Raw genomic sequence first — 18,685 nt, 5'->3', positions numbered from 1 at the left:
CTCTTCTCCTAGTTGCAGGACTTCGAGGTCGGATCCACCGTATTGCAGATGTGGACCTCGGTCATCAAGCCGCCAAAGTTCTCCTGGTCATTCGCCAGGTGATCCAGATTCGGCGTGTACAGGTAATAGATCGCGCCCGGCTGATACCTCTTGTCGCTGGCGTCGAGGATCACGTCCATCGATTCGCCGCCGCCCATCGTGATCGAGTTCGTGTTGTAGGTCAGGTCGTTGCCGGACATGTCGCGCAGCAGGCGGGAGTTGACACCGACCACGTGCATCGGAATGCCGAGCGACGCCAGCGTCTGATACTCGGTGACGTCGAGGTCCGAGATCCGCAGCAGCGCCCTGCCGCCGGCCGGAATGTTGATCAGCGTCGGCAGCGGTTGTGAAAAATGCATGGTGCCGTCCGCCGCCGGCGTCTGCATCGAGCCTGGGTCGCCCGGAGTCACCGTGTTCACCGTGTCCGGATAGCTGCGCCCGTTCAACATGAAGAACTTGTCCTTCATGTCGGTGAACGGCTCCGGATTGAATGTCATGCCTATGAAGTGGAAGCTCGGATCGAAGCCGTGTATCTGCACCGGATACTCGACGTCGTAGGCCGTCGAGCCGTCGCCGTCGTTGTACGCGTAGAGCGTCGGCGTGCCGCTCTTGTTATTCGCGTGGAGCACGCTGTTCTGCGGCGGCAGCGGCGTCGTACACAGGATGTCGTTGCCGCACGCCGTGCGCAGATCCTTTTGCTGCATCACCAGCGAGTCGTACAACGACGCGCCGCCGGGTACGCGGTTCTGGCGCGGCCGCACGAAGATCTGGCCGACCATGCCCATCTGCAGGTGCTCCGGCGGCGTGATGTGGCAGTGCCAGAAGTAGGTGCCCGCATCCGGCGCGAGGTAGTAGTACGTGAAGCTCGCGCCGATATTGATCGCCACCGACGCGTCCGGCACGCCATCATAGAACGACGAGGCGTTCGGATAGCCGTGGAAGTGCACCGTGTGCTTCTCGAACAGGTCGGGGCGCATGATCATCCCGACGTTCGTCAGCGTGAGGAAGAACTCGTCGTCCTCGTCGATTGCCATCGTCGGTGCCGGCTCGTTGCCGTTCATCACGCCGATATCCATGATCGCCCGTGGATCGACGTGGCCGGTCAGCAGACCCGGAGGCACGGAATTCGGATCGGGCACGAGACCGACCGCGCCGTTGTAGGCCGGGTCCGCCGTCGGATCGCCGACGGTGTTGAACACCGAGGCGAACTCTGTGCCGGGCAGGCCCGCCTTGATGTCGGCGAGCCCCGACAACGGGCCGAAAGCGAACAGGTAGGTCTGCACGCCGTTACCCATCGTTGCGTAACCATCGCCGCCCGAGATCTGCTGGCACTTGATCGCGCCGTTGACGACGTTGGTCGGGGTGGAGTTCTGTCCGGTCACGGACGGCCCGGTGTATGCCGGCTCCGACGCTCCGAGAGGGAGTGCCGTCGGATGCAGCGGCGTCGTTGGTGGACATTGCACCCGGAACGACTGGGCGAATGAAGGAAGCGTGAATAGCAGAAACAGCAGTGCCGCAACACTGCTGCGATAGGTGCGGGTACTGAACATATGACCTCCGTCCCAGGGGTCAGCCAGCGCGATGCGCACTGGACGTCATGCTCTACTGCGAATGCGGGCTGGTGACGTCTTGACACTGACCCGTATCTGGATTCTGCATATGCGCGACGGGGCCTGCGATGGGTTACCTCCCTACACTTGCGGTAGGGCAAACCCAGTCACGCGCTTCAAATTAGTCCTTGCCAGACAGGAGGGCTGCGGCGGGCGCGTGCAGCGCCCATCCGGTGCGTTTGCCGAGGCCAGCCTGAGGTGCAGTTTCGATTCCAGCGAGATCGATTCGCGCAGGGCGAACAACTTGAAGCCTGGTGCCGGCCGAATGATGCGTTGACCGGCACGTTGGCTCCGCTCCGGGATGTTGAGCGGGTATTTACCCATGCCGTTCGGCGGGGGGTCCCTACTTCATTTCCCTGTCTGTCCCGACAAGAATGAAAAGAATCCTGGGCGCGCGCTGGCCCAGCCGCGACCCAGGACGACGCGCATGTTCCGTTTGATATGCGCGATGGCCTCACCATTGGATCGCCGAAGGATGACATCATGAACAAGCTCACTGCCACCATTCTTTCCACCTGCATGACGCTCGCGACTGCGGGCGCCTTCGCTGCCGATAGCCCGTCAAACGACCCCGCTGCCCAAGACGCAGTGAGTCAGGAAACCCCGACAATGGACGCAACGCCGCATGACGCGATGAGCGCGGCCGATATGGCCAAAGACGGGATGAAAGAAGACACGATGAGTCACGAGAACATGGCCAAAGATGAAGCGAAGGGTGACGAGGTGAAGTAGTAGTTCACCTGATCCGCGTGCGCCTCCGTGAGGGCCCCTGTATAGCCAGCCAGCTTCAACCCGCGCGCGCCTGCCATCCCGCAACATCAGGCAGATGCGTTCCGGAAGGCGCGGGCCGGTCTGCTGACGATAAAGTGATTGCTGCAGTCGGCGGCGGAATTTATCAATAGCGATCCTACGTAATGAAGAGAGTCCATTGACGTTTCGCGCTGAGCTGGCGAATTCGGAACAGGAAGACTTTCATGAACAGGCGCGTGGTTACCATCCGGCGCGAGTACGGGTGTTCATTCATGCCGACACCCGTGCCGGCTTATTCGAAAGCGGTTAGGAGTGGCATCATGAAATCGTCCCGCCGTAGCTTCATGCTCACAACTAGTGTATTTGCGTCTTCGCTCGTCCTCTCGCGCAGCGCGCTGGCCGGCGCCGAGCCCGTCTCCGATTCGGATGCGACCGCACAGGCGCTCGGATACAAGGCTGACGCGACGAAAGTCGACACGGTGAAATATCCTAAATATCAGACCGGGCAGGCTTGCGTGAATTGCCAGTATTTTCAGGGCAAAGCCGGCGACGCGGCTGGACCGTGTCAGATCTACAACGGCAAGGAGGTCAACGCGACAGGCTGGTGCAGCGTGTACACGAGAAAAGCATAGCGCACGATCGATGCAGGAATTCGAGCGGGTCCGAATGCGACAGATCTCGCTGCTCTGTCGCATCGTTGTGCCACAGACGCAGCGATTCGCGCCCATGTCACTGCGCATCGACATAAGAATGGGTGACTTACGCGATTTTGTCTAACTTGTAGACTAAAAATCGCGCAGGTTCTGGCGCGGGCTCGCGGGTGATTTTCCATTCAAGTTAGACAGTTTCCGATCGACGCTGGGCCTGCCGCTCACCGTTCTACGAAGCGGACATCGATTCACGGTAACCGCCAGTTTTCGCACGAAACGTACGAGTACCCCGGGACGCAGTCCGAATGCGCGCGTACGAGCCTGACTCAACAAACTGGCCGGATTCGGGGCCACGCGGGTGTTGGGTAAGTCAACATGATGACGTCGCCGACGCTACTTGCGGTGGACTACACTTGGCTACACGTATATGCGCGTAATGGCCTGCCGCTGCGCAACCCGTATGTCTGGACCGGCACCCGAAGCCCGCCCACCTTTCTCGTATTTGGAGCTCGATACGATGAACCCTGAAGCCTATCAACCGTGTATCGATGCATGCGATGCATGTGCCGCCGCTTGCGACCGCTGCGCATCCGCGTGCCTTGGAGAACCCGGCGTCGCGGTCCTGGCAAAGTGCATCCGGCTCAACGTCGATTGCGCGTCGCTATGCCGGCTTACGTCCGCCGCGCTGGCGCGGCAGAGCCGTTTCGCTCCTGAGTTCTGTGCGCTTTGCGCGCGGATCTGCGACGAGTGCGCGGACGAATGCGCAGGTCATGCACCCGAGCACTGCGGTGCATGCAGCGATGCGTGCCGGATGTGCGCGGAGGCGTGCCGAACAATCTGATGACCCCGCACGCTGCCATCGCCAACTCGATCCGCCAGTTCGCCCCCAAGGTGCTCGCGGGTGTTTCCCACTGGTTGATCACGCGGCTTTGTGCGTAAGATGAACTGATCGGTGCGCGTGATACGGTGCAGGCCCGCGAATGGCGGGTGGCAGGAGGCAGCGCCGGGATCGACGCCAACGAATGTTTCCATCATGCATGCGACGGTGTGCGCCGCGGCTGCCTGTCATGCGGCCGCAATGAAGCCAGGGGGCGCGGCAGCTATCGCCACACAGACGACGTCCGGTCGGCGTGGCTGGGCCGCGCCGCTTCGCCACGCCTTGCTCGCAGTGGCTTGCGCGCTGGGCGCGGCACCAGCCGCACTCGCCGAAACACCCGCCAATGCAGCCGGTCCAGCCGACGCCACGCCCGCCGTCAGCACCGCGAGCCGCGCCGATCCCGCCATTTCGCCGGGCGACGCCGCCGTGCGCCAGGTCGTGCTAGGCATTGTCAGCTTCACACACTGGCCGACGACACCGGCGCGCCTGCGCCTGTGCGTGACGGGCCAGCCCGACTACGCGCACGGCCTGGTCGACACGCTGCAGGCCGGCTCGACGCCGCTCGACGTGCAGCGCATCGCCTTTGATGATCCCGCCATCGGCGCAGCCTGCGACGTCGTCTATTTCGGCAACCTGAGCGACGATGAGAAACAGCAGGTCAGGGCCGCCGTGGCCGGCCATCCGGTCTTGACCATCTCGGAGCACAACCCGTCCTGCACCGCCGGCAGCATGTTCTGCCTCAATGTCGATGACGAACGCGTCACGTTCGACATCAATCTCGACGCCGTGGCGCGCAGCGGCGTACGGGTTCACCCGAATGTGCTCAAGCTCGCCCGGCGGCCGCTGACGCCATGAGACAGCCCGCGCCCCCCGTTTCCCCTCCTCGCGCGCCGCGCCCGACGCTGCAAAGCGTGTTGCGCCGCGCGCACCTGCGCCTGGCGTTCGTCGCCGTCGCGATGGCCGCTGTGTCGTTGATCGTGGTCGCCGTGATCGCGCTGCGTGCCTATGCCGGCAACAATCTGAACCTGCTGGCCCGCTCGCTCGGCTATACGGTCGAGGCGGCGCTGGTGTTCGGCGACCGCATCGCAGCGGCCGAGGCAATCGGGCTGATCGCCAGCGAAGAGGACGTGGCCGAGGTCGTCGTCACCGATGGCAAGGGCCTGCCGTTCGCGGCGTGGCAGTTGCCCGCCGGCAGTGCGATCGCCAGGCTCGAGCGGGAGGTCGCCGGCATTGCGCTACCCGGGCCCGTGACCACGTTGGTGCTGCACGACGGCATCGTCGTCGGTCACGTCGAAGTGCGCGGCCGGGGTCACCAGTTCTTCGGATTCCTGCTCGGCGGCGTCGGCGGCATCCTGGCCTGCCTCGCCGTCAGCGTGCTCGGCGCCTATGTCAGCTCGCAGCGCCTGCTGCGCAACATCGTCGCGCCGCTGCGCGCGCTGGCCGGCGTCGCCCACGCGGTGCGGCGCGAGCGCGCGTTCGAGCAGCGGGTCGAGCCCGTGGCGATCGCGGAACTGAATCAGCTTGGCGACGACTTCAACGCCTTGCTCGACGAATTCGAAAACTGGCAAAACAGCCTGCGTGAAGAAAATGCCTCGCTCGAACACCAGGCCAACCACGATGCCCTCACGGGCCTGCCCAACCGCGTGCAGTTCGAGTCGCGCCTCGCGGGCGCCCTCCGCGAGGCTGCGGAGACGGGCCAGCGCGTCGCCGTGCTATATCTCGACTGCGACCGTTTCAAGGAGATCAACGACTGCCTCGGTCATGAAGCCGGCGACGCGGTGCTGATCGGCATTGCGGCGCGGCTGCGCGCGCAGTTGCGCGAGGCCGATCTGGTCGCGCGCCTGGGCGGCGACGAATTCGCCGTGATGCTGGCGCCCATGCGCGAAGCGGCCAGCGCCGGCCGTATCGCCGAGGGCGTACTGGCCAGCATGACGCCGACAATCGTCTTGCCCGATGGCCGTACAGTGGCCACCATGATGAGCATCGGCGTTGCGCTGTATCCCGATCACGCGTGTGACGCGATCAGTTTGCTGCGCGCCGCAGATGCAGCGATGTACCGGGCCAAGCGCGCGCGGCCGGGCTCGTGGGAGTTTGCCGAAGGCGTCGCAGGACCGGCTTGACGGGATGGCCCTGGCGCAGCAGCCGAGGCGCAGCCGGGGCCGTCGCAAGGGTTCGAAACAGCGCGCGCAAAGCGGGCGCACTCGAGGGGAATGCGATGATGAGACACTCGTTTCCTGCAGGCATCTGGCGGATGTGTATTGGGAGCGCACTGCTCCTTTGCATGCTGCTCGCGGGCTGCCAGACGCCGCCGCTTTACCGCGGTCTGACCCAGACGCAGGTCAAGGCGCTCAAGTCAGAAGGATTCCAGGAGACCGAGCAGGGCTTCGAGTTCGGCTCGAACGAACCGATCCTGTTCGACTTCGACCGCTACGACCTCAAGCCCGAGGTCCGCCGGGTCGTCGAGCGCATCGGCCACACGCTCGTGTCCGTGGGGCTCAACAGCGTGCGCGTCTATGGCTACACCGACGGGGTGGGCACAGACGCCTACAACATCCGGTTGTCGAGGCTCCGTGCCGAGACCGTGGCGAACGAACTGGTCGACACGGGCCTTGCTGCGGACCACGTCCACACCATAGGGAAAGGCAAGCGCGACCCGGTGGGCGACAACCGTACGGCCGCCGGCCAGGCGCAGAACCGCCGCGCGGCGATCGTCGTCTCGCCGCGTTGAGCCCGCGGGGCCAATCGGGTTGGCAACGGATTGTTTTCAAAGCTCGCACAAGACCCGATCCTCATGATTGGACTATCCAGTCACAACGTTGGTCCAGATGCGCCAGGCAGTCAGCTGGCCGAAAGATTCCGGGGCAAGTCAACTGTACGCGTAACATGCGTCACCGTTTCATTGCTGCTCCACCTTGCCCGGCCATGCCATCAACGCTGAAGCGCCACCGGGTCGTGTGTCAAGCCTTCTAGGCTTCGACAATGACCACGTCATAGTTCTCGTCTTCGAAAGCGACGAGAAACTCTTCAGGCATCAGCCATGAATCGACGCTCACCGTCTTCGCGTCAATGTCAACGTTGACCTTCGCGTCGGCATCGACGGTCTTCATCGCATGCTCAATCGTTGAAACATCGTCTGAGCGGATTTCACTTTTCATCGAGAATTTCATTGTCGCTTCCCCAGTCAACAACGCTTGAATAAAGCAGAACCTGTCGACGCATCAGCGTCAGTGGGTTCGCATATCGATTGTAGCCACTGTAGCCACTACCCGTTCGGCTGTCGATGAAGCGTCGCGCCAGTTGTTGATCCCGACAGGCAGTCTGTTTCGGTGGCGTCCTGATACATCGCTTTGGTATTTGCGCCATTGATCTGCAGATACCCTCGCCGCTCCAAACGCGTCGTAGCGGCAGGAACCACCGTGTTAAACCGCCGGCCAGGCGCGGTTACTCATTGCCCGGGAATCGCTAAAGCGTGCAAGAAAAGACGTCGCCGCTCGCGCCGCTTCACCTCGGTGAAATTAGTTCTGTTAACCGAATGGAAAAGGATCATTTCCAGGTGGGCGCTTTGTCCCGGCAGCTGTGGTGACATTGGCCAGATTTGTGAATGGGATGAACCGATACGCGACCTTTGTTAGCTTTAAGAACGCGGCCCCGTCTCCTAGAATGAGATCAATCCATTGCGCGGCAGCGATACGTGGGTGGCCCGGTTCGAATGACTGCAGGAAAAACCATAGGGTCCTTGGACCAGGCGCTTTCGCGGCGCATCCGGGATCTTCGCGAGCACTGCGCGTGAGAGGAATACTTTCCGATCCAGTACCCATTAAATGCGCGTAGCCTCGCGGACTCTTATGAACACCGCCAACCTGCCCACAGCCGGAACGCCAGAACACAAGCCGCCCGGATCGTCGGCGCAGATTTCTGCGCGCGAGGTAGAGACTCCTGTACAGCAAACGTCCACTGAAGAGAAGCTACCGCTTCGCCTCGCTATCGGCCTGATCGGAATGTTGCTGGCATCGCTACTGGCCATATTGAACGAACAGGTCACCGCAGTGGCGCTGGCTGATATTCGCGGCGCGTTCTCGATTGGAAGTGACGATGGGACCTGGCTGACCGCTCTCTTCGAGGCCACGAACGTGGCCACGATGGCGTTTGCTCCGTGGTTTGGGGTGACGCTCACGCTGAAGCGATTTACGATCGGCGCCGTGCTGGGCGTGATGTTCCTTGGATTCCTTTGCCCCTTTGCGCCGAACCTGCTTTCGCTATATGTGCTGCGTACGCTGCAGGGCGTAGCCTGCGGATGTCTGCCCCCGATGTTGATCATTGTGGCGCTGCGCTATCTTCCCCCGAAAGTCAAGTTATACGGGCTCGCCGGGTACGCACTCACCGCGACCTTCGGGCCAGTGCTCGGCACGCCTCTTGCCGCCTTGTGGACAGAATATGTCAGCTGGCGAATGGCATTCTGGCAAATCGTGCCGCTTGGTTTGCTGAGCTGCGTGGCAATCTACAAGGGACTTCCGGAGGATCCCACTAAACTCGAACGGTTCCATTCATTCAATTGGACCGGATTCATACTGGGATACCCCGCTTTCGCAATGCTCGTCATTGGCCTTCTGCAGGGCGATCGCCTTGATTGGCTGAATTCCACGTTTATCGCCACGATGTTTTGTGGCGGGGCGCTGTTATTGGTGGCGTTCCTTATCAACGAGTGGTTTCATCCGCTGCCGTTTTTCAAGCTCCAACTGCTTTTCCGCAGGAACTTTTCACACGGGTTACTAACACTGGTAGGCGCGGTTGTGCTGCTGGATGCCGTTGCCGCTATACCCAGCCAATTTCTCGCACAAATTCACGATTACAGGCCGCTGCAAACCACGCCGCTGTTTTTGGTGGTCGCCATTCCCCTGGTGATTACGCTGCCTGCGACCGCCGCCGTCCTGAACCTCCGGCAGGTCGACCACCGCTGGGTCATGGCCATTGGACTTTCCCTGATGGCCACCTCGTGCCTGATGGGGAGTTTCATGACCTCCGAGTGGATTCGCGAGAACTTTTACTGGCTTGCGGCGCTACAGAGCGTTGCGCAACCGATGGTGATCATGGCGATCCTGATGGGCGTCACGACAGGCTTGCCCCCAACGGAAGGCCCGTTTGCTTCGGCCATGTTTAACACGGTCAAAACATTTTCGGCTGCTGCGGCAACCGGCCTTATTGAAGGGCTGGGTACTGCGCGCGAGCATTTTCATTCGAGCATGCTCGTGGACCAGTTAGGCAACAACGCGTTGGTTACGGGTCAAAGCATCGATGCTGTTCATGGTCTCGGCGAACTCGCACACCGGATCCACGAGCAGGCCGTAGTACTGACATCGGCGGATCTCTATTGCGTGATGGCAGGTATCGCCGTCGCCTTTCTTTTCGTTGTTCCGGTGTTACCCGTGCGCGTTTATCCGCCCTGGACCACTACGCCGCCTTCTCCCCGCTAAGCGACGATATATATGTCATCTGTCATCCGATTTGCTCCCAAAACAATTCGTCTTGCGGCGTATGTGATCATACTCGGCGTCGCTGTATGGGCTTGCATAAGACTATTTGCCGACTCAAATAGCGAGACCACCAATGATGCTTATGTAGAGGCCGATTTCACGCTGGTCGCACCGCGTGTCGCTGGCCAGCTTTCAGAGGTACTCGTAGAGGACAACCAGCAGGTAAAAGCCGGGCAGTTAATGGTCCGTATCGATGACCGCGACTTCCGGGCGGCATTGATGAGTGCGCAGGCGGACGTGGCGGCGGCAAAAGCATCGGTCGCGAACTACGAGGCCGAGATCGCGCGGCAGCCCGCGCTTGTCGATCAGGCGCGTGCCACGCTTCGGGCAGATGACGCGTCGATCGCGTTTGCGCGAGCAAACGCCTCGCGGTACCAGAACCTCTCGGAAGCCGGCGCGGGAACGACTCAGGAGCAGCAGCACGCTTCGAGCACGCTCGCCGAGGAACTCGCGCAGCAGGCCCGCAACCGGGCCGCGCTCGTTGCGACTGAGCAGAACCTCGACGTTCTGCGAACCCAGCGCGACAAGGCAGCGGGCGCGTTGGCCCACTCCGAGGCGGCGCTCGAGCAGGCGAAGCCCAACCTGTCCTATACGGAGATCCACGCGCCTATCGACGGCAAGGTTGGACGACGTTCGGCGCGGGTCGGCGCATTCGTTACACCCGGCGCGCCCCTGCTCGCGATCGTCCCGCTGTCAGAAGCCTATGTCGTTGCCAACTTTCAGGAAAACCAGCTCACCAGGATGCGGCCCGGCGATGCCGTGCGTATCAAGGTCGACACTTTTCCGGGCGTCGTGATTCGAGGGCATGTCGATAGTCTTGCTCCCGCTACGGGTGTGAGCTTCGCGCCTATCGCGCCCGACAACGCGACGGGCAACTTCACCAAGGTCGTCCAGCGCGTGCCTGTCAAGATCACCATCGACCACGGACAACAGGCCGCGTCCGCATTGAGCGTGGGGCTTTCTGTCGAAACGGAGGTCGCCGTTGGCAAGCATGCCGATACGCGGATCGCAGGAGAAGACGCGAAATGAACGCGTGCGATTTTTCCATCCGCATGTCGGCGCTCGCGGTATTGCTCTGCTTCGCGCTCACGGGCTGTCTGGTCGGCCCGAACTTCGAACGTCCGCAGACGAGTACGCCTGACGTGTTTAACCGCACTCAGGCTGCACAAGCATCGAGCAAGGCAGTCGAATCCGCATTCGGTCCGGAATGGTGGACGCTATTCAACGATCCCATGCTGAATTCACTGGAAAAACAACTGACGGATGCGAATCTCGATGTGGCGGCGGCGTCAGCGCGTCTGCGGCAAAGCCGTGCGGAGCAACGCATCGCCGGTGCAGAGGAATATCCAACGCTGGACGGCGTGGCGTCGTACAACCGCGAGCGTGGAAGCCCGAACGGCATCCTGTCGTTGCTCGGCGTCACCCCGACCGGAGGTAAGGTGGCGTCGGCTTCGGGCAGCACGCCGCTTGGTGTGGCACCGTTGCCGGGCTCCAAGGGCTCGCCAGCTTTCAACCTCTACCAGTTCGGCTTCGATGCATCGTGGGAACTCGACATCTGGGGTCGGGCTCGACGTGGTGTCGAGGCTGCGACGGCGCTGGCCGATGCCTCATACGAGGACCGCAACGCAGTGCTATTGTCCGCACGCGCTGAACTCGCGCGAGACTACATCCAGTTGCGTGACACGCAGGCTCTACTTGAAATAGCAAGGCAAAACCTTGAAATCGCCCGCGATGCCGTCAGGCTCACGCAAACCCGGGTGCGTGAAGGCGTCACGACGGATCTGGACGTGGCCAACGCAACCGCACAGGCGGAGTCGATCGAAAGCCTGATCCCGACGCTCGAATCGCGACGCGAGACCACGATCAACGCGATTGGCGTGCTATTGGCCAAGGAACCGGGCGCGCTACGGCAAACGCTCAGCGAGCCGCATGATGTGCCGGCGCTGCCTGCACAGGTGCCCATCGGATTTCCGTCGGAGCTGGTGCAGCGCAGACCCGACATCAGGAAAGCAGAGGCTCAACTGCACGCGGCCACGGCGACGATCGGCATGGCGAAGGCCGACTTCTATCCACGCATATCGCTCAACGGCAGCGCAGGGTTCCAGAGCCTTCAGCTCTCGAATCTCGCCGACTGGGCGTCGGGACAGTTTGTCGTCGGACCATCGATCACGCTTCCCATATTCGAAGGCGGGCGCCTGAAGGGGACACTGCACCTACGCGAGGCGCAACAGCAGGAGGCCGCAATCGTCTACAAACATACCGTACTTGAGGCCTGGCGGGAGGTGGACGACGCGCTTGTCGTCTATGACGCTGAACAGCGGCGGCGCGATCGCCTGACGGCGGTCGTCAGCCTGAACCAGCGCGCGCTTTCGATTGCGCGGCAACGGTACAAGGCAGGCGCAGTCGACTTTCTCGACGTACTTAACGTGCAGAAACAGTTGCTCGACGCGCAGAGCAAGCTTGAGCAAAGCAAGGCCGACGCCGCCGCCAACCTGATCACGCTGTGCAAGGTGCTCGGCGGCGGGTGGGAGTCAACCTATGCCAACCAGGACAGTCTTCATTGACGCGGCATGCTGTTGCGAGCCCGTGAATGGAGAAGATGTGTGTAATGGCGCATGCCCCCGTCGCATCGACCTGAATGTTGATTAGCCCCATACGTGGAATTGTTTTCAAGCGCTGCGGACCCACCTTCTCATCGGGCGGTTTATAGCCGTCATCATGAAGTCTTTTGTTCGCACGCTTGTCGTCGTTATCTCAATGAAGAAAAAGACGTCGCGCCTTCCAGGAGAATATCTACACCCGGCTTGTCTGCAACGGTTCAATCGCGTTTAGGGCCGATTCGAGGATCATCGCGCGGGCATTGACCGGTGCAGCTTTCGAACGTTGCGGATGAAAGATACGGTCCCCGCGCCTGATGCGTTGCCCGCTCAACGCGCATATCCCTGATACCTTGGCGCTTGCGACCCGCCAGATCTGGGCGCCGTAGAAGCAGCTCGTCGGATCCCACCACGCGATTGTCACGGTTAACGAGGTGGTCCGCTCAATCAGACTCACCTTCAAGTGAGGCGAGCGACTGATACTGGATGTCCGGTGTTTCGCCACGGGCGTCGTATCAGCGCGGGCATCTGCGCATCGTGATCCCGATGATAAAAGTCGTATGGTCTGAACCCACGGATCGACTTGGCTAACCAGCATGGTCGCGCTCCTTACGAATCGAAACGTGACGTTTCATTCTCACTGAACAGGACGCCGCGCCGGTAACAATACGTTAAGCGTGCCGAACGGATGTGCCATGACTCAAGTGCCCATGAACGGCCGCCGCGTTACGTTAAGGTATCCAATGTTTCGCACCGACGCTAGTCGTTCAAGCAGATGTGCGATGCACCTCATCGTTCAACGTGGTCATACTTTCGAATAGGCTCAACGCCACCCGCCCCGAGCGCAAGGAAGACTGCAATCTGATCACTATTTCCGCTTGCGACGCGGCGATCCGGTCGCGAATGGCGCTGCGATGCAAATCCCAACTCACCATCGGGCCGACATATCTCCTAAGGACCTTTGTGATTACTGAATCCCGGATGTTTCGCCGGGTATAGCGGTTCCGGATTGACCTTCGCCAGGCGTTGCATCAAGTCCTCAATCGGATGTTCATCCAGCGTGGAGACCAGATCGATGATCTGGTCTCGAAGCGCTTCATCCGCGTATGGCTCGCTCAGCCAGTGGAATTTCTCGACCGTCCGCTCCCATGTCAACGGATTCTCGAGCCCACCTTCGAAGCCGACATGTTCCTTTGTCAAGGTCCGCCCGTCCTTGCATCGGATCGTCACCCGGGTGTTCAACGCGTGCGGATACTGCGCGCTGAATGCAGCGTCCGGCCGCACCACGACCTTCCTGAGCAGTGCCTGCGCGTCAGCCGCCTGGACGCGTTCCGGTTCGAGCTGAGCCGGCCCCACCTCGTCATCGAGCAGCGCCGCCGCGATCAGATACTTGAGGTTGTAGTCGTGCCTGCTCCTTGGTCTGGGGAGCATCCTGATCAATGCGCTACCTCGACGGCGCTCACCGGGCACCACGCCTCAGCCGTTTGAGGTACCTCCCATTGCGAGACCATCGGTACTTAGCGCGCCATCCGTCCAGTCGCGCAAGAATTCGATCCATGTTTTGATCTTCGCGTCGAGATACTGACGCGACGCATACACCGCGAAAACATTCAGCGTTTGCAGCTGATAGTCCGGCAGCACGCGTTTCAGCGAGCCCAAGCGCAGCATGGATCGCACCGTGAGCGTCGGTAACGCCCCAATGCCCATTCCTTCCAGCACCGCAACCGCCATGGCATCGGGGACGTTCACCTTGAAGCGGCCATCAGGCAGCATGAATTCGTGCTCTCCGCTCACATCTTCCAGATGCCAGCGGTCCGCCGGAAAAATCGGCATGGCGACCTGAAGACAGGTGTGATTCGATAAATCTTCAACTGTCTGCGGCACACCGTGTATCTCGAGATACTTTGGAGACGCGCACAGAATGCCGTAGAACGTGCCGAGCCGCCGTGAGATGTAGGCCGAGTCGGGCAGCGCCCCCTGGGTGACCCGCAAGGCCACGTCGTAGCCCTCTTCCAGCAGGTCGGGAACGTTCTGCGAGAGCGTGAGATCCACGGTTACTGCGGGATAGCGCTCCTGGTAGGCCGCAGCCGCGGGGACCACATAGTTTTGCCCCAGGCTCGACAACGCATGGACTCGCAGCGTTCCCACCGGGTTCGCATGCGCGTCCGATGCCTCGGCCTCTGCCTCCGCAACCGACGCGGTGATCGCGTAGCACCGTTGCAGATACCGCTCGCCTGCCTCTGTCAGTGCGATGCGCCGCGTCGTGCGGTTGAGCAAGCGGGTACGCAGATGAGTTTCGAGTTCGGAAATCGACCGGGACACATAGCCCGTTGTGGTACCCAGTTGATTCGCGGCCGCCGTAAAGCTTCCTGCCTCGGCCACTTCGACGAAAATCTTCATGTTGCGGAACGTGTCCATGCTGCTCCGATTGATCCAGATTGAACGGAGACAGCACACTTATCTCCGCCCCGGCATCTTGCCTGAATTCGACATGCTGCCTCTAACGCTTCATTCGCAGCATAGCCCGAACCACGTCCAGATTCTGCTGCTCAATCCTCCAGACAATCCGTGCTCCGAGCGTTGCGCCCTTGCTGGCCGGAGTAATCCCCGATTGTTTCCGCGTTAGAGCAAGTTACCCGGAAAGACGCCCTTGGGTAAATGATGAAGATCGAGACAGAAGTCAGGGACATGGCGCGGCATCGCGACCGCTTGCCTTGAGGCAGGCAAGGCAACCATGCGCATGCCCGGTCATGAAAAATCGGTCGACTTCGAGACTGATTCCCACGCATCGATCTCATCGTTCAGGTCGGCTAGCTTTTTGCGCACAAGGCCAAGCGCGTCGTTGCCGAGCAGCAGATGGACAGGTGGGTTGTCGTGCTCGATGATGTCCAGCAGGACCTGCGCCGCTTTGGCGGGGTCGCCTGCCTGCTTCCCGTCTTTTTCCTTGCGAAGACGGCGAATCGGTTCAAAAACGGCGTTGTAGTCGTCGACGCTACGCTCTGTACGAATCATCGAGCGGCCAGCCCAATCGGTTCGAAATGAGCCGGGCGCGACGATCGTTACCTTGATCCCGAAACCGCGCACTTCCTTCTCCAGCGCTTCAGAGATACCCTCGAGCGCGAATTTGCTGCCGCAGTAGTAAGAGACGCCGGGAAACGTCACGAGCCCAGCCATCGACGTGATGTTGACGATATGACCCGCACGTCGCACTCGCATTGACGGCAGCACGGCCCTGGTCATGGCCACGGCGCCGAACACGTTGACGTTGAACTGACGTACCAGTTCGTTGAGGGGTGACTCCTCAAGGGTTCCTTCATGGCCGTAGCCAGCATTGTTCACAAGTACATCGACCGGTCCCGTGCGCCCGGTAACGTCCTTGACGACCGTCTCGATCGCTGCGAAGTCAGTGACATCGAGGATCACGCCGTGCGCCCGTTTTCCGTCCAGCCTGTCGAACTCAGCTTTTGCTGCCTCGCTTCTGACGGTGCCGATCACGGTGTGTCCCGCAAGCAAAGCGGCTTCAGAAAGCGCGCGGCCAAAGCCAGAGCTGACACCCGTAATCAACAGCACCCGCCCGGCACGTTTGTCCATGATATTGACCTCCTCTTCTTCCACCCACTACCGTCTTCATGCCTAGGGCGAATCGGTGACATCGTCTCCGACTCGCCCTTGCTGCCTTCTTACTCGTCGATCGCTGCATGCAGGTACTTTTCCTGACGCGCAAGGTGCATCGACTTGTAACCCGGTGCAGTCGATGCGGTTGCCTCAGGGCCGATATAGCGCAGCGCTGCAGGCGCCTTCACGATGTCCAGCAGCTGTTCCAGCACGAAATTCCACGAACCCTGGTTTTTCGACTCTTCCTGACACCAGACGACGCTCTTCAGATTCGGATAGCGCTCCAGTTCCGAACTGATCTGCTTTGCGGGGAACGGATACAACTGTTCAACGCGAATCAATGCGATGTTGTCCTTCTTCGCCTTACGCCGACGCTCCAGAAGTTCGAAGTAGACCTTGCCCGAACACAGAATGACCCGGTCGACCCTGGACGCCGCTTCCTTAGAAGGCGATTCGGCAAGAATCTCCTTGAAGCGCCCCCTGGCGAGATCATCGAGGCTGCTGACAGCCTCCGGGTGGCGCAGAAGTGACTTGGGCGTCATCACAATAAGCGGAACGCGATCGGGGAGCACTGCCTGCATCCGCAACAGATGGAAAAGCTGAGCCGGTGTCGTGGGCTGAACAACCCGCATGTTTTCCTGTGCACACAGTTGCAGGTAGCGCTCAAGTCGGGCGGACGCGTGTTCCGGCCCCTCCCCTTCCTGACCGTGTGGAAGCAGCATCGTGACACCACTGTGTTGCCCCCACTTTGCAGCGCCTGCAGACAGAAAGTTGTCGATAACAACCTGCGCCCCGTTCGCGAAGTCGCCGAACTGCGCTTCCCACAATACGAGTGAGTTTTGTCGAACAACCGAGTATCCGTACTCGAAGCCGAGAACCGCTGCCTCCGACAGAACCGAGTTGGTCACCGAAAATCGTCCTTGGGTCTCCGACACGTTGTCCAGCGGGATGTACGTGCCCTCTCCCCGAATCGACCGTTTCTGATCGTGGAGTACCGCGTGACGATGGCTAAACGTACCGCGCTCACTGTCCTGGCCGCTCAAGCGCACGTCGATACCCGCGGAGAGTAGAGAGGCGAAGGCCATATGCTCAGTCATACCCCAGTCCAGCGCACGCTTGCCTTCCGCCATCTCGCGACGGGCAGTCATCACTTTTCCGACGAGCGGATGTAACGAATACTGCTCGGGAACGCTTGTGATCCTGAGTGCGAGTTCTTGAACGTGGTCCGGCAAGGGTGCCGCGTAATAGATACGGCCAACGTTTCCATCGAGCAGCTGCGGCCAGCTCACCTCTTCGCTCTTTTGATCGACGGGCTTCTTCTCTTCGACGGTCTGCGCAGCGTCAAGACGTTCACGGTAGTCGTGGACATACTTCTCCACGTCGTCCGCCGTCACGACCCGCTCGTCCACAAGCTTCCTTGCATAGAGAGTACGGACACCAGGGTGGCCCGCAACGGAACGATACATCAGCGGTTGCGTGATGTTCGGCGTGTCCTGTTCCTGGTGGCCGTGGCGGCGGAAGCAAACCAGATCGATAACGACGCTCTTATTGAACGTCGCACGGAAATCGATTGCCAGGCGCGTTGCCGCAACAACTGCCTCAGGGTCGTCGCCGTTCACGTGCAGGATCGGCGCCTCGATCATCTTGGCGATGTCGGTGCAATAGAAAGACGACCGGACATCTTCCGGGTGGGAAGTGGTGAAGCCAACCTGGTTATTCACGACCACATGGATCGTGCCGCCCGTGCCGTAGCCCCGGGTGTTCGAAAGGTTCATCGTCTCCATGACGATACCCTGCCCCGAAATAGCAGCGTCCCCGTGGATCTCCACGGGGAGCACAGCGCTCGCACCTAGCCCCAATACTTCGGCGCGCGCACGAGCGATCCCCTGAACAACCGGGTTCACAATTTCCAGGTGCGACGGGTTAAACGCGAGGGTTACTTCTGCCGGCCCGGTTGCTGTCGGGAGCAGGCCGGTAAAGCCCTTGTGATATTTGACGTCGCCTGCCGGAAGAAGATGCGCGGTTTTCCCGTCGAACTCGTCGAACAACGCAGCCGGCGGCTTGCCGACAATATTGACGAGAACGTTCAGGCGTCCACGATGTGCCATGCCGAGAATTGAGCTCTTGACTCCCCTCGTGGCACCGTATGCAACCAGCTCATCCAGCAGGACGATGAGCGACTCGCCACCCTCAAGCGAAAAGCGCTTCTGGCCGACGTAGCGCGCATGCAGGTATTTTTCGAGGCCCTCGGCGGCCGTCAGCCGTTCGAGGATGTGCAGCTTGTCACCGGTATCCAGCGTGGCTTTTGCACGCGAAGCCTCGAGATGCATTGGCCACCAGTTACGCTGAACTGGATCGGCCAGATGCATGAACTCGGCGCCCAGCGTCCCGCAATAGGTCTCTGTGAGCGCCTGCATCAGATTGCCGAGCGATGTATCTTCGTCCGAAAAATAAGCGCCCGACATGCTGAACTTCGTGTTCATGTCCGCATGGGACAGATCGTAGTAGCCCGGGCTCAGTTCAGGCACCGGCACCGGCGCCGTCCAGCGCAGCGGATCCAGATGAGCATTGCGGGTGCCGACCATGCGATAGGCTGAAATCAAGGCCTGTACGGCGACCTGCTTGCGGGCGAAACTCAGTACGTCGCTCTCTGAGCGCCCTCCAGTTCGCGTCTGCCTGGCCAGCTCGACAAAGCGAGACACGACCGGTGCGTGTGCAACATCGCCTGCGTCTGATCCATCAACCGCCGGCACGCCCTGCAACGCGTCGAAATAGCCGCGCCACTCTTCCGACACCGTGTTCGGGTCGGCAAGGTATGCCTCGTATTGCTCCTCGACATAAGGAGCATTGCCTCCAAACAGGAAGGAGGTATTCCGGTTCCGCATCATCATGATGACTCTGTCCTCAGTCGGGCTCATGCCCGGTATCTGCCACGAATTTACCCAAGGCAGTACCTTTACCGCCGTGGTCAACCCAACGCGTCCACAGGTACACGAAGACAAAGATCCGAATGCGA

Annotated in this window: 15 protein-coding genes; 8 read left to right on the top strand and 7 right to left on the bottom strand. The window is 60.8% G+C overall.

Annotation, left to right across the window (positions count from 1 at the left end):
* Window positions 1–8: 8 nt before the first annotated feature.
* Window positions 9–1,589 carry a multicopper oxidase domain-containing protein gene (locus P3T21_RS32465; protein WP_429260039.1) on the bottom strand — a complete coding sequence of 527 codons (1,581 nt, stop codon included), beginning with the start codon at window positions 1,587–1,589 and terminating at the stop codon, window positions 9–11.
* 543 nt (window positions 1,590–2,132) lie between these two features.
* On the opposite strand from P3T21_RS32465, the gene P3T21_RS32460 reads away from it, so the two are divergent.
* The 5 genes from P3T21_RS32460 to P3T21_RS32440 all read left to right on the top strand — a co-directional run bounded on the left by P3T21_RS32460 (window position 2,133) and on the right by P3T21_RS32440 (window position 6,654).
* Entirely contained in the window at window positions 2,133–2,381 is a 249-nt protein-coding gene (locus P3T21_RS32460; RefSeq protein ID WP_429260038.1) for a pentapeptide MXKDX repeat protein, read from the top strand.
* A 338-nt stretch (window positions 2,382–2,719) separates the two neighbouring features.
* Complete coding sequence (locus P3T21_RS32455) at window positions 2,720–3,031, top strand: high-potential iron-sulfur protein (protein ID WP_429260037.1); 312 nt, start codon at window positions 2,720–2,722, stop codon at window positions 3,029–3,031.
* Window positions 3,032–4,082: 1,051 nt separating this feature from the next.
* Window positions 4,083–4,781: a YfiR family protein gene (locus P3T21_RS32450; protein WP_429260036.1), complete on the top strand. Its 699-nt coding sequence runs from the start codon at window positions 4,083–4,085 to the stop codon at window positions 4,779–4,781.
* Complete coding sequence (locus P3T21_RS32445; RefSeq protein ID WP_429260035.1) at window positions 4,778–6,046, top strand: diguanylate cyclase domain-containing protein; 1,269 nt, start codon at window positions 4,778–4,780, stop codon at window positions 6,044–6,046. Before P3T21_RS32450 ends, P3T21_RS32445 begins: the two co-directional genes overlap by 4 nt.
* 98 nt (window positions 6,047–6,144) lie before the next feature.
* Window positions 6,145–6,654: an OmpA family protein gene (locus P3T21_RS32440; RefSeq protein ID WP_429260034.1), complete on the top strand. Its 510-nt coding sequence runs from the start codon at window positions 6,145–6,147 to the stop codon at window positions 6,652–6,654.
* Window positions 6,655–6,892: 238 nt separating this feature from the next.
* Here P3T21_RS32440 and P3T21_RS32435 read toward each other — a convergent pair whose 3' ends face one another.
* A complete protein-coding gene (locus P3T21_RS32435; protein ID WP_429260033.1) occupies window positions 6,893–7,093 on the bottom strand; it encodes a copper chaperone in 201 nt (66 codons plus the stop codon).
* Between the two features lie 678 nt (window positions 7,094–7,771).
* Between P3T21_RS32435 and P3T21_RS32430 the strand changes: the two genes are divergently transcribed.
* The 3 genes from P3T21_RS32430 to P3T21_RS32420 are packed head-to-tail and all read left to right on the top strand — an operon-like array spanning window position 7,772 to window position 12,021.
* Window positions 7,772–9,397, top strand: coding sequence for an MFS transporter (locus P3T21_RS32430; RefSeq protein ID WP_429260032.1), 1,626 nt, complete (start codon window positions 7,772–7,774; stop codon window positions 9,395–9,397).
* A gap of 12 nt (window positions 9,398–9,409) precedes the next feature.
* On the top strand, window positions 9,410–10,486 hold the full coding sequence (locus tag P3T21_RS32425) for an HlyD family secretion protein (protein WP_429260031.1): 1,077 nt from the start codon (window positions 9,410–9,412) through the stop codon (window positions 10,484–10,486).
* Window positions 10,483–12,021, top strand: a complete 1,539-nt coding sequence (locus P3T21_RS32420; protein WP_429260030.1) for an efflux transporter outer membrane subunit — start codon at window positions 10,483–10,485, stop codon at window positions 12,019–12,021. Before P3T21_RS32425 ends, P3T21_RS32420 begins: the two co-directional genes overlap by 4 nt.
* 229 nt (window positions 12,022–12,250) lie before the next feature.
* On the opposite strand, the gene P3T21_RS32415 is transcribed toward P3T21_RS32420, so the two are convergent.
* The 5 genes from P3T21_RS32415 to P3T21_RS32395 all read right to left on the bottom strand — a co-directional run bounded on the left by P3T21_RS32415 (window position 12,251) and on the right by P3T21_RS32395 (window position 18,560).
* Complete coding sequence (locus P3T21_RS32415; protein WP_429260029.1) at window positions 12,251–12,652, bottom strand: DUF3331 domain-containing protein; 402 nt, start codon at window positions 12,650–12,652, stop codon at window positions 12,251–12,253.
* Between the two features lie 353 nt (window positions 12,653–13,005).
* Window positions 13,006–13,485, bottom strand: a complete 480-nt coding sequence (locus P3T21_RS32410) for a hypothetical protein (RefSeq protein WP_429260028.1) — start codon at window positions 13,483–13,485, stop codon at window positions 13,006–13,008.
* A gap of 45 nt (window positions 13,486–13,530) precedes the next feature.
* Window positions 13,531–14,472, bottom strand: a complete 942-nt coding sequence (locus P3T21_RS32405; RefSeq protein ID WP_429260027.1) for a LysR family transcriptional regulator — start codon at window positions 14,470–14,472, stop codon at window positions 13,531–13,533.
* Between the two features lie 330 nt (window positions 14,473–14,802).
* Window positions 14,803–15,645, bottom strand: coding sequence for an oxidoreductase (locus tag P3T21_RS32400; protein ID WP_429260048.1), 843 nt, complete (start codon window positions 15,643–15,645; stop codon window positions 14,803–14,805).
* Window positions 15,646–15,734: 89 nt separating this feature from the next.
* Window positions 15,735–18,560: a 2-oxoglutarate dehydrogenase E1 component gene (locus P3T21_RS32395; protein ID WP_429260026.1), complete on the bottom strand. Its 2,826-nt coding sequence runs from the start codon at window positions 18,558–18,560 to the stop codon at window positions 15,735–15,737.
* Window positions 18,561–18,685: the final 125 nt, after the last annotated feature.

The sequence above is a fragment of the Paraburkholderia sp. GAS334 genome (genome assembly GCF_050436625.1).
GTDB lineage: Bacteria > Pseudomonadota > Gammaproteobacteria > Burkholderiales > Burkholderiaceae > Paraburkholderia.
Note: the sequence above shows the minus strand (reverse complement) of the source record. Positions and strands in the feature narration are given on the sequence as shown.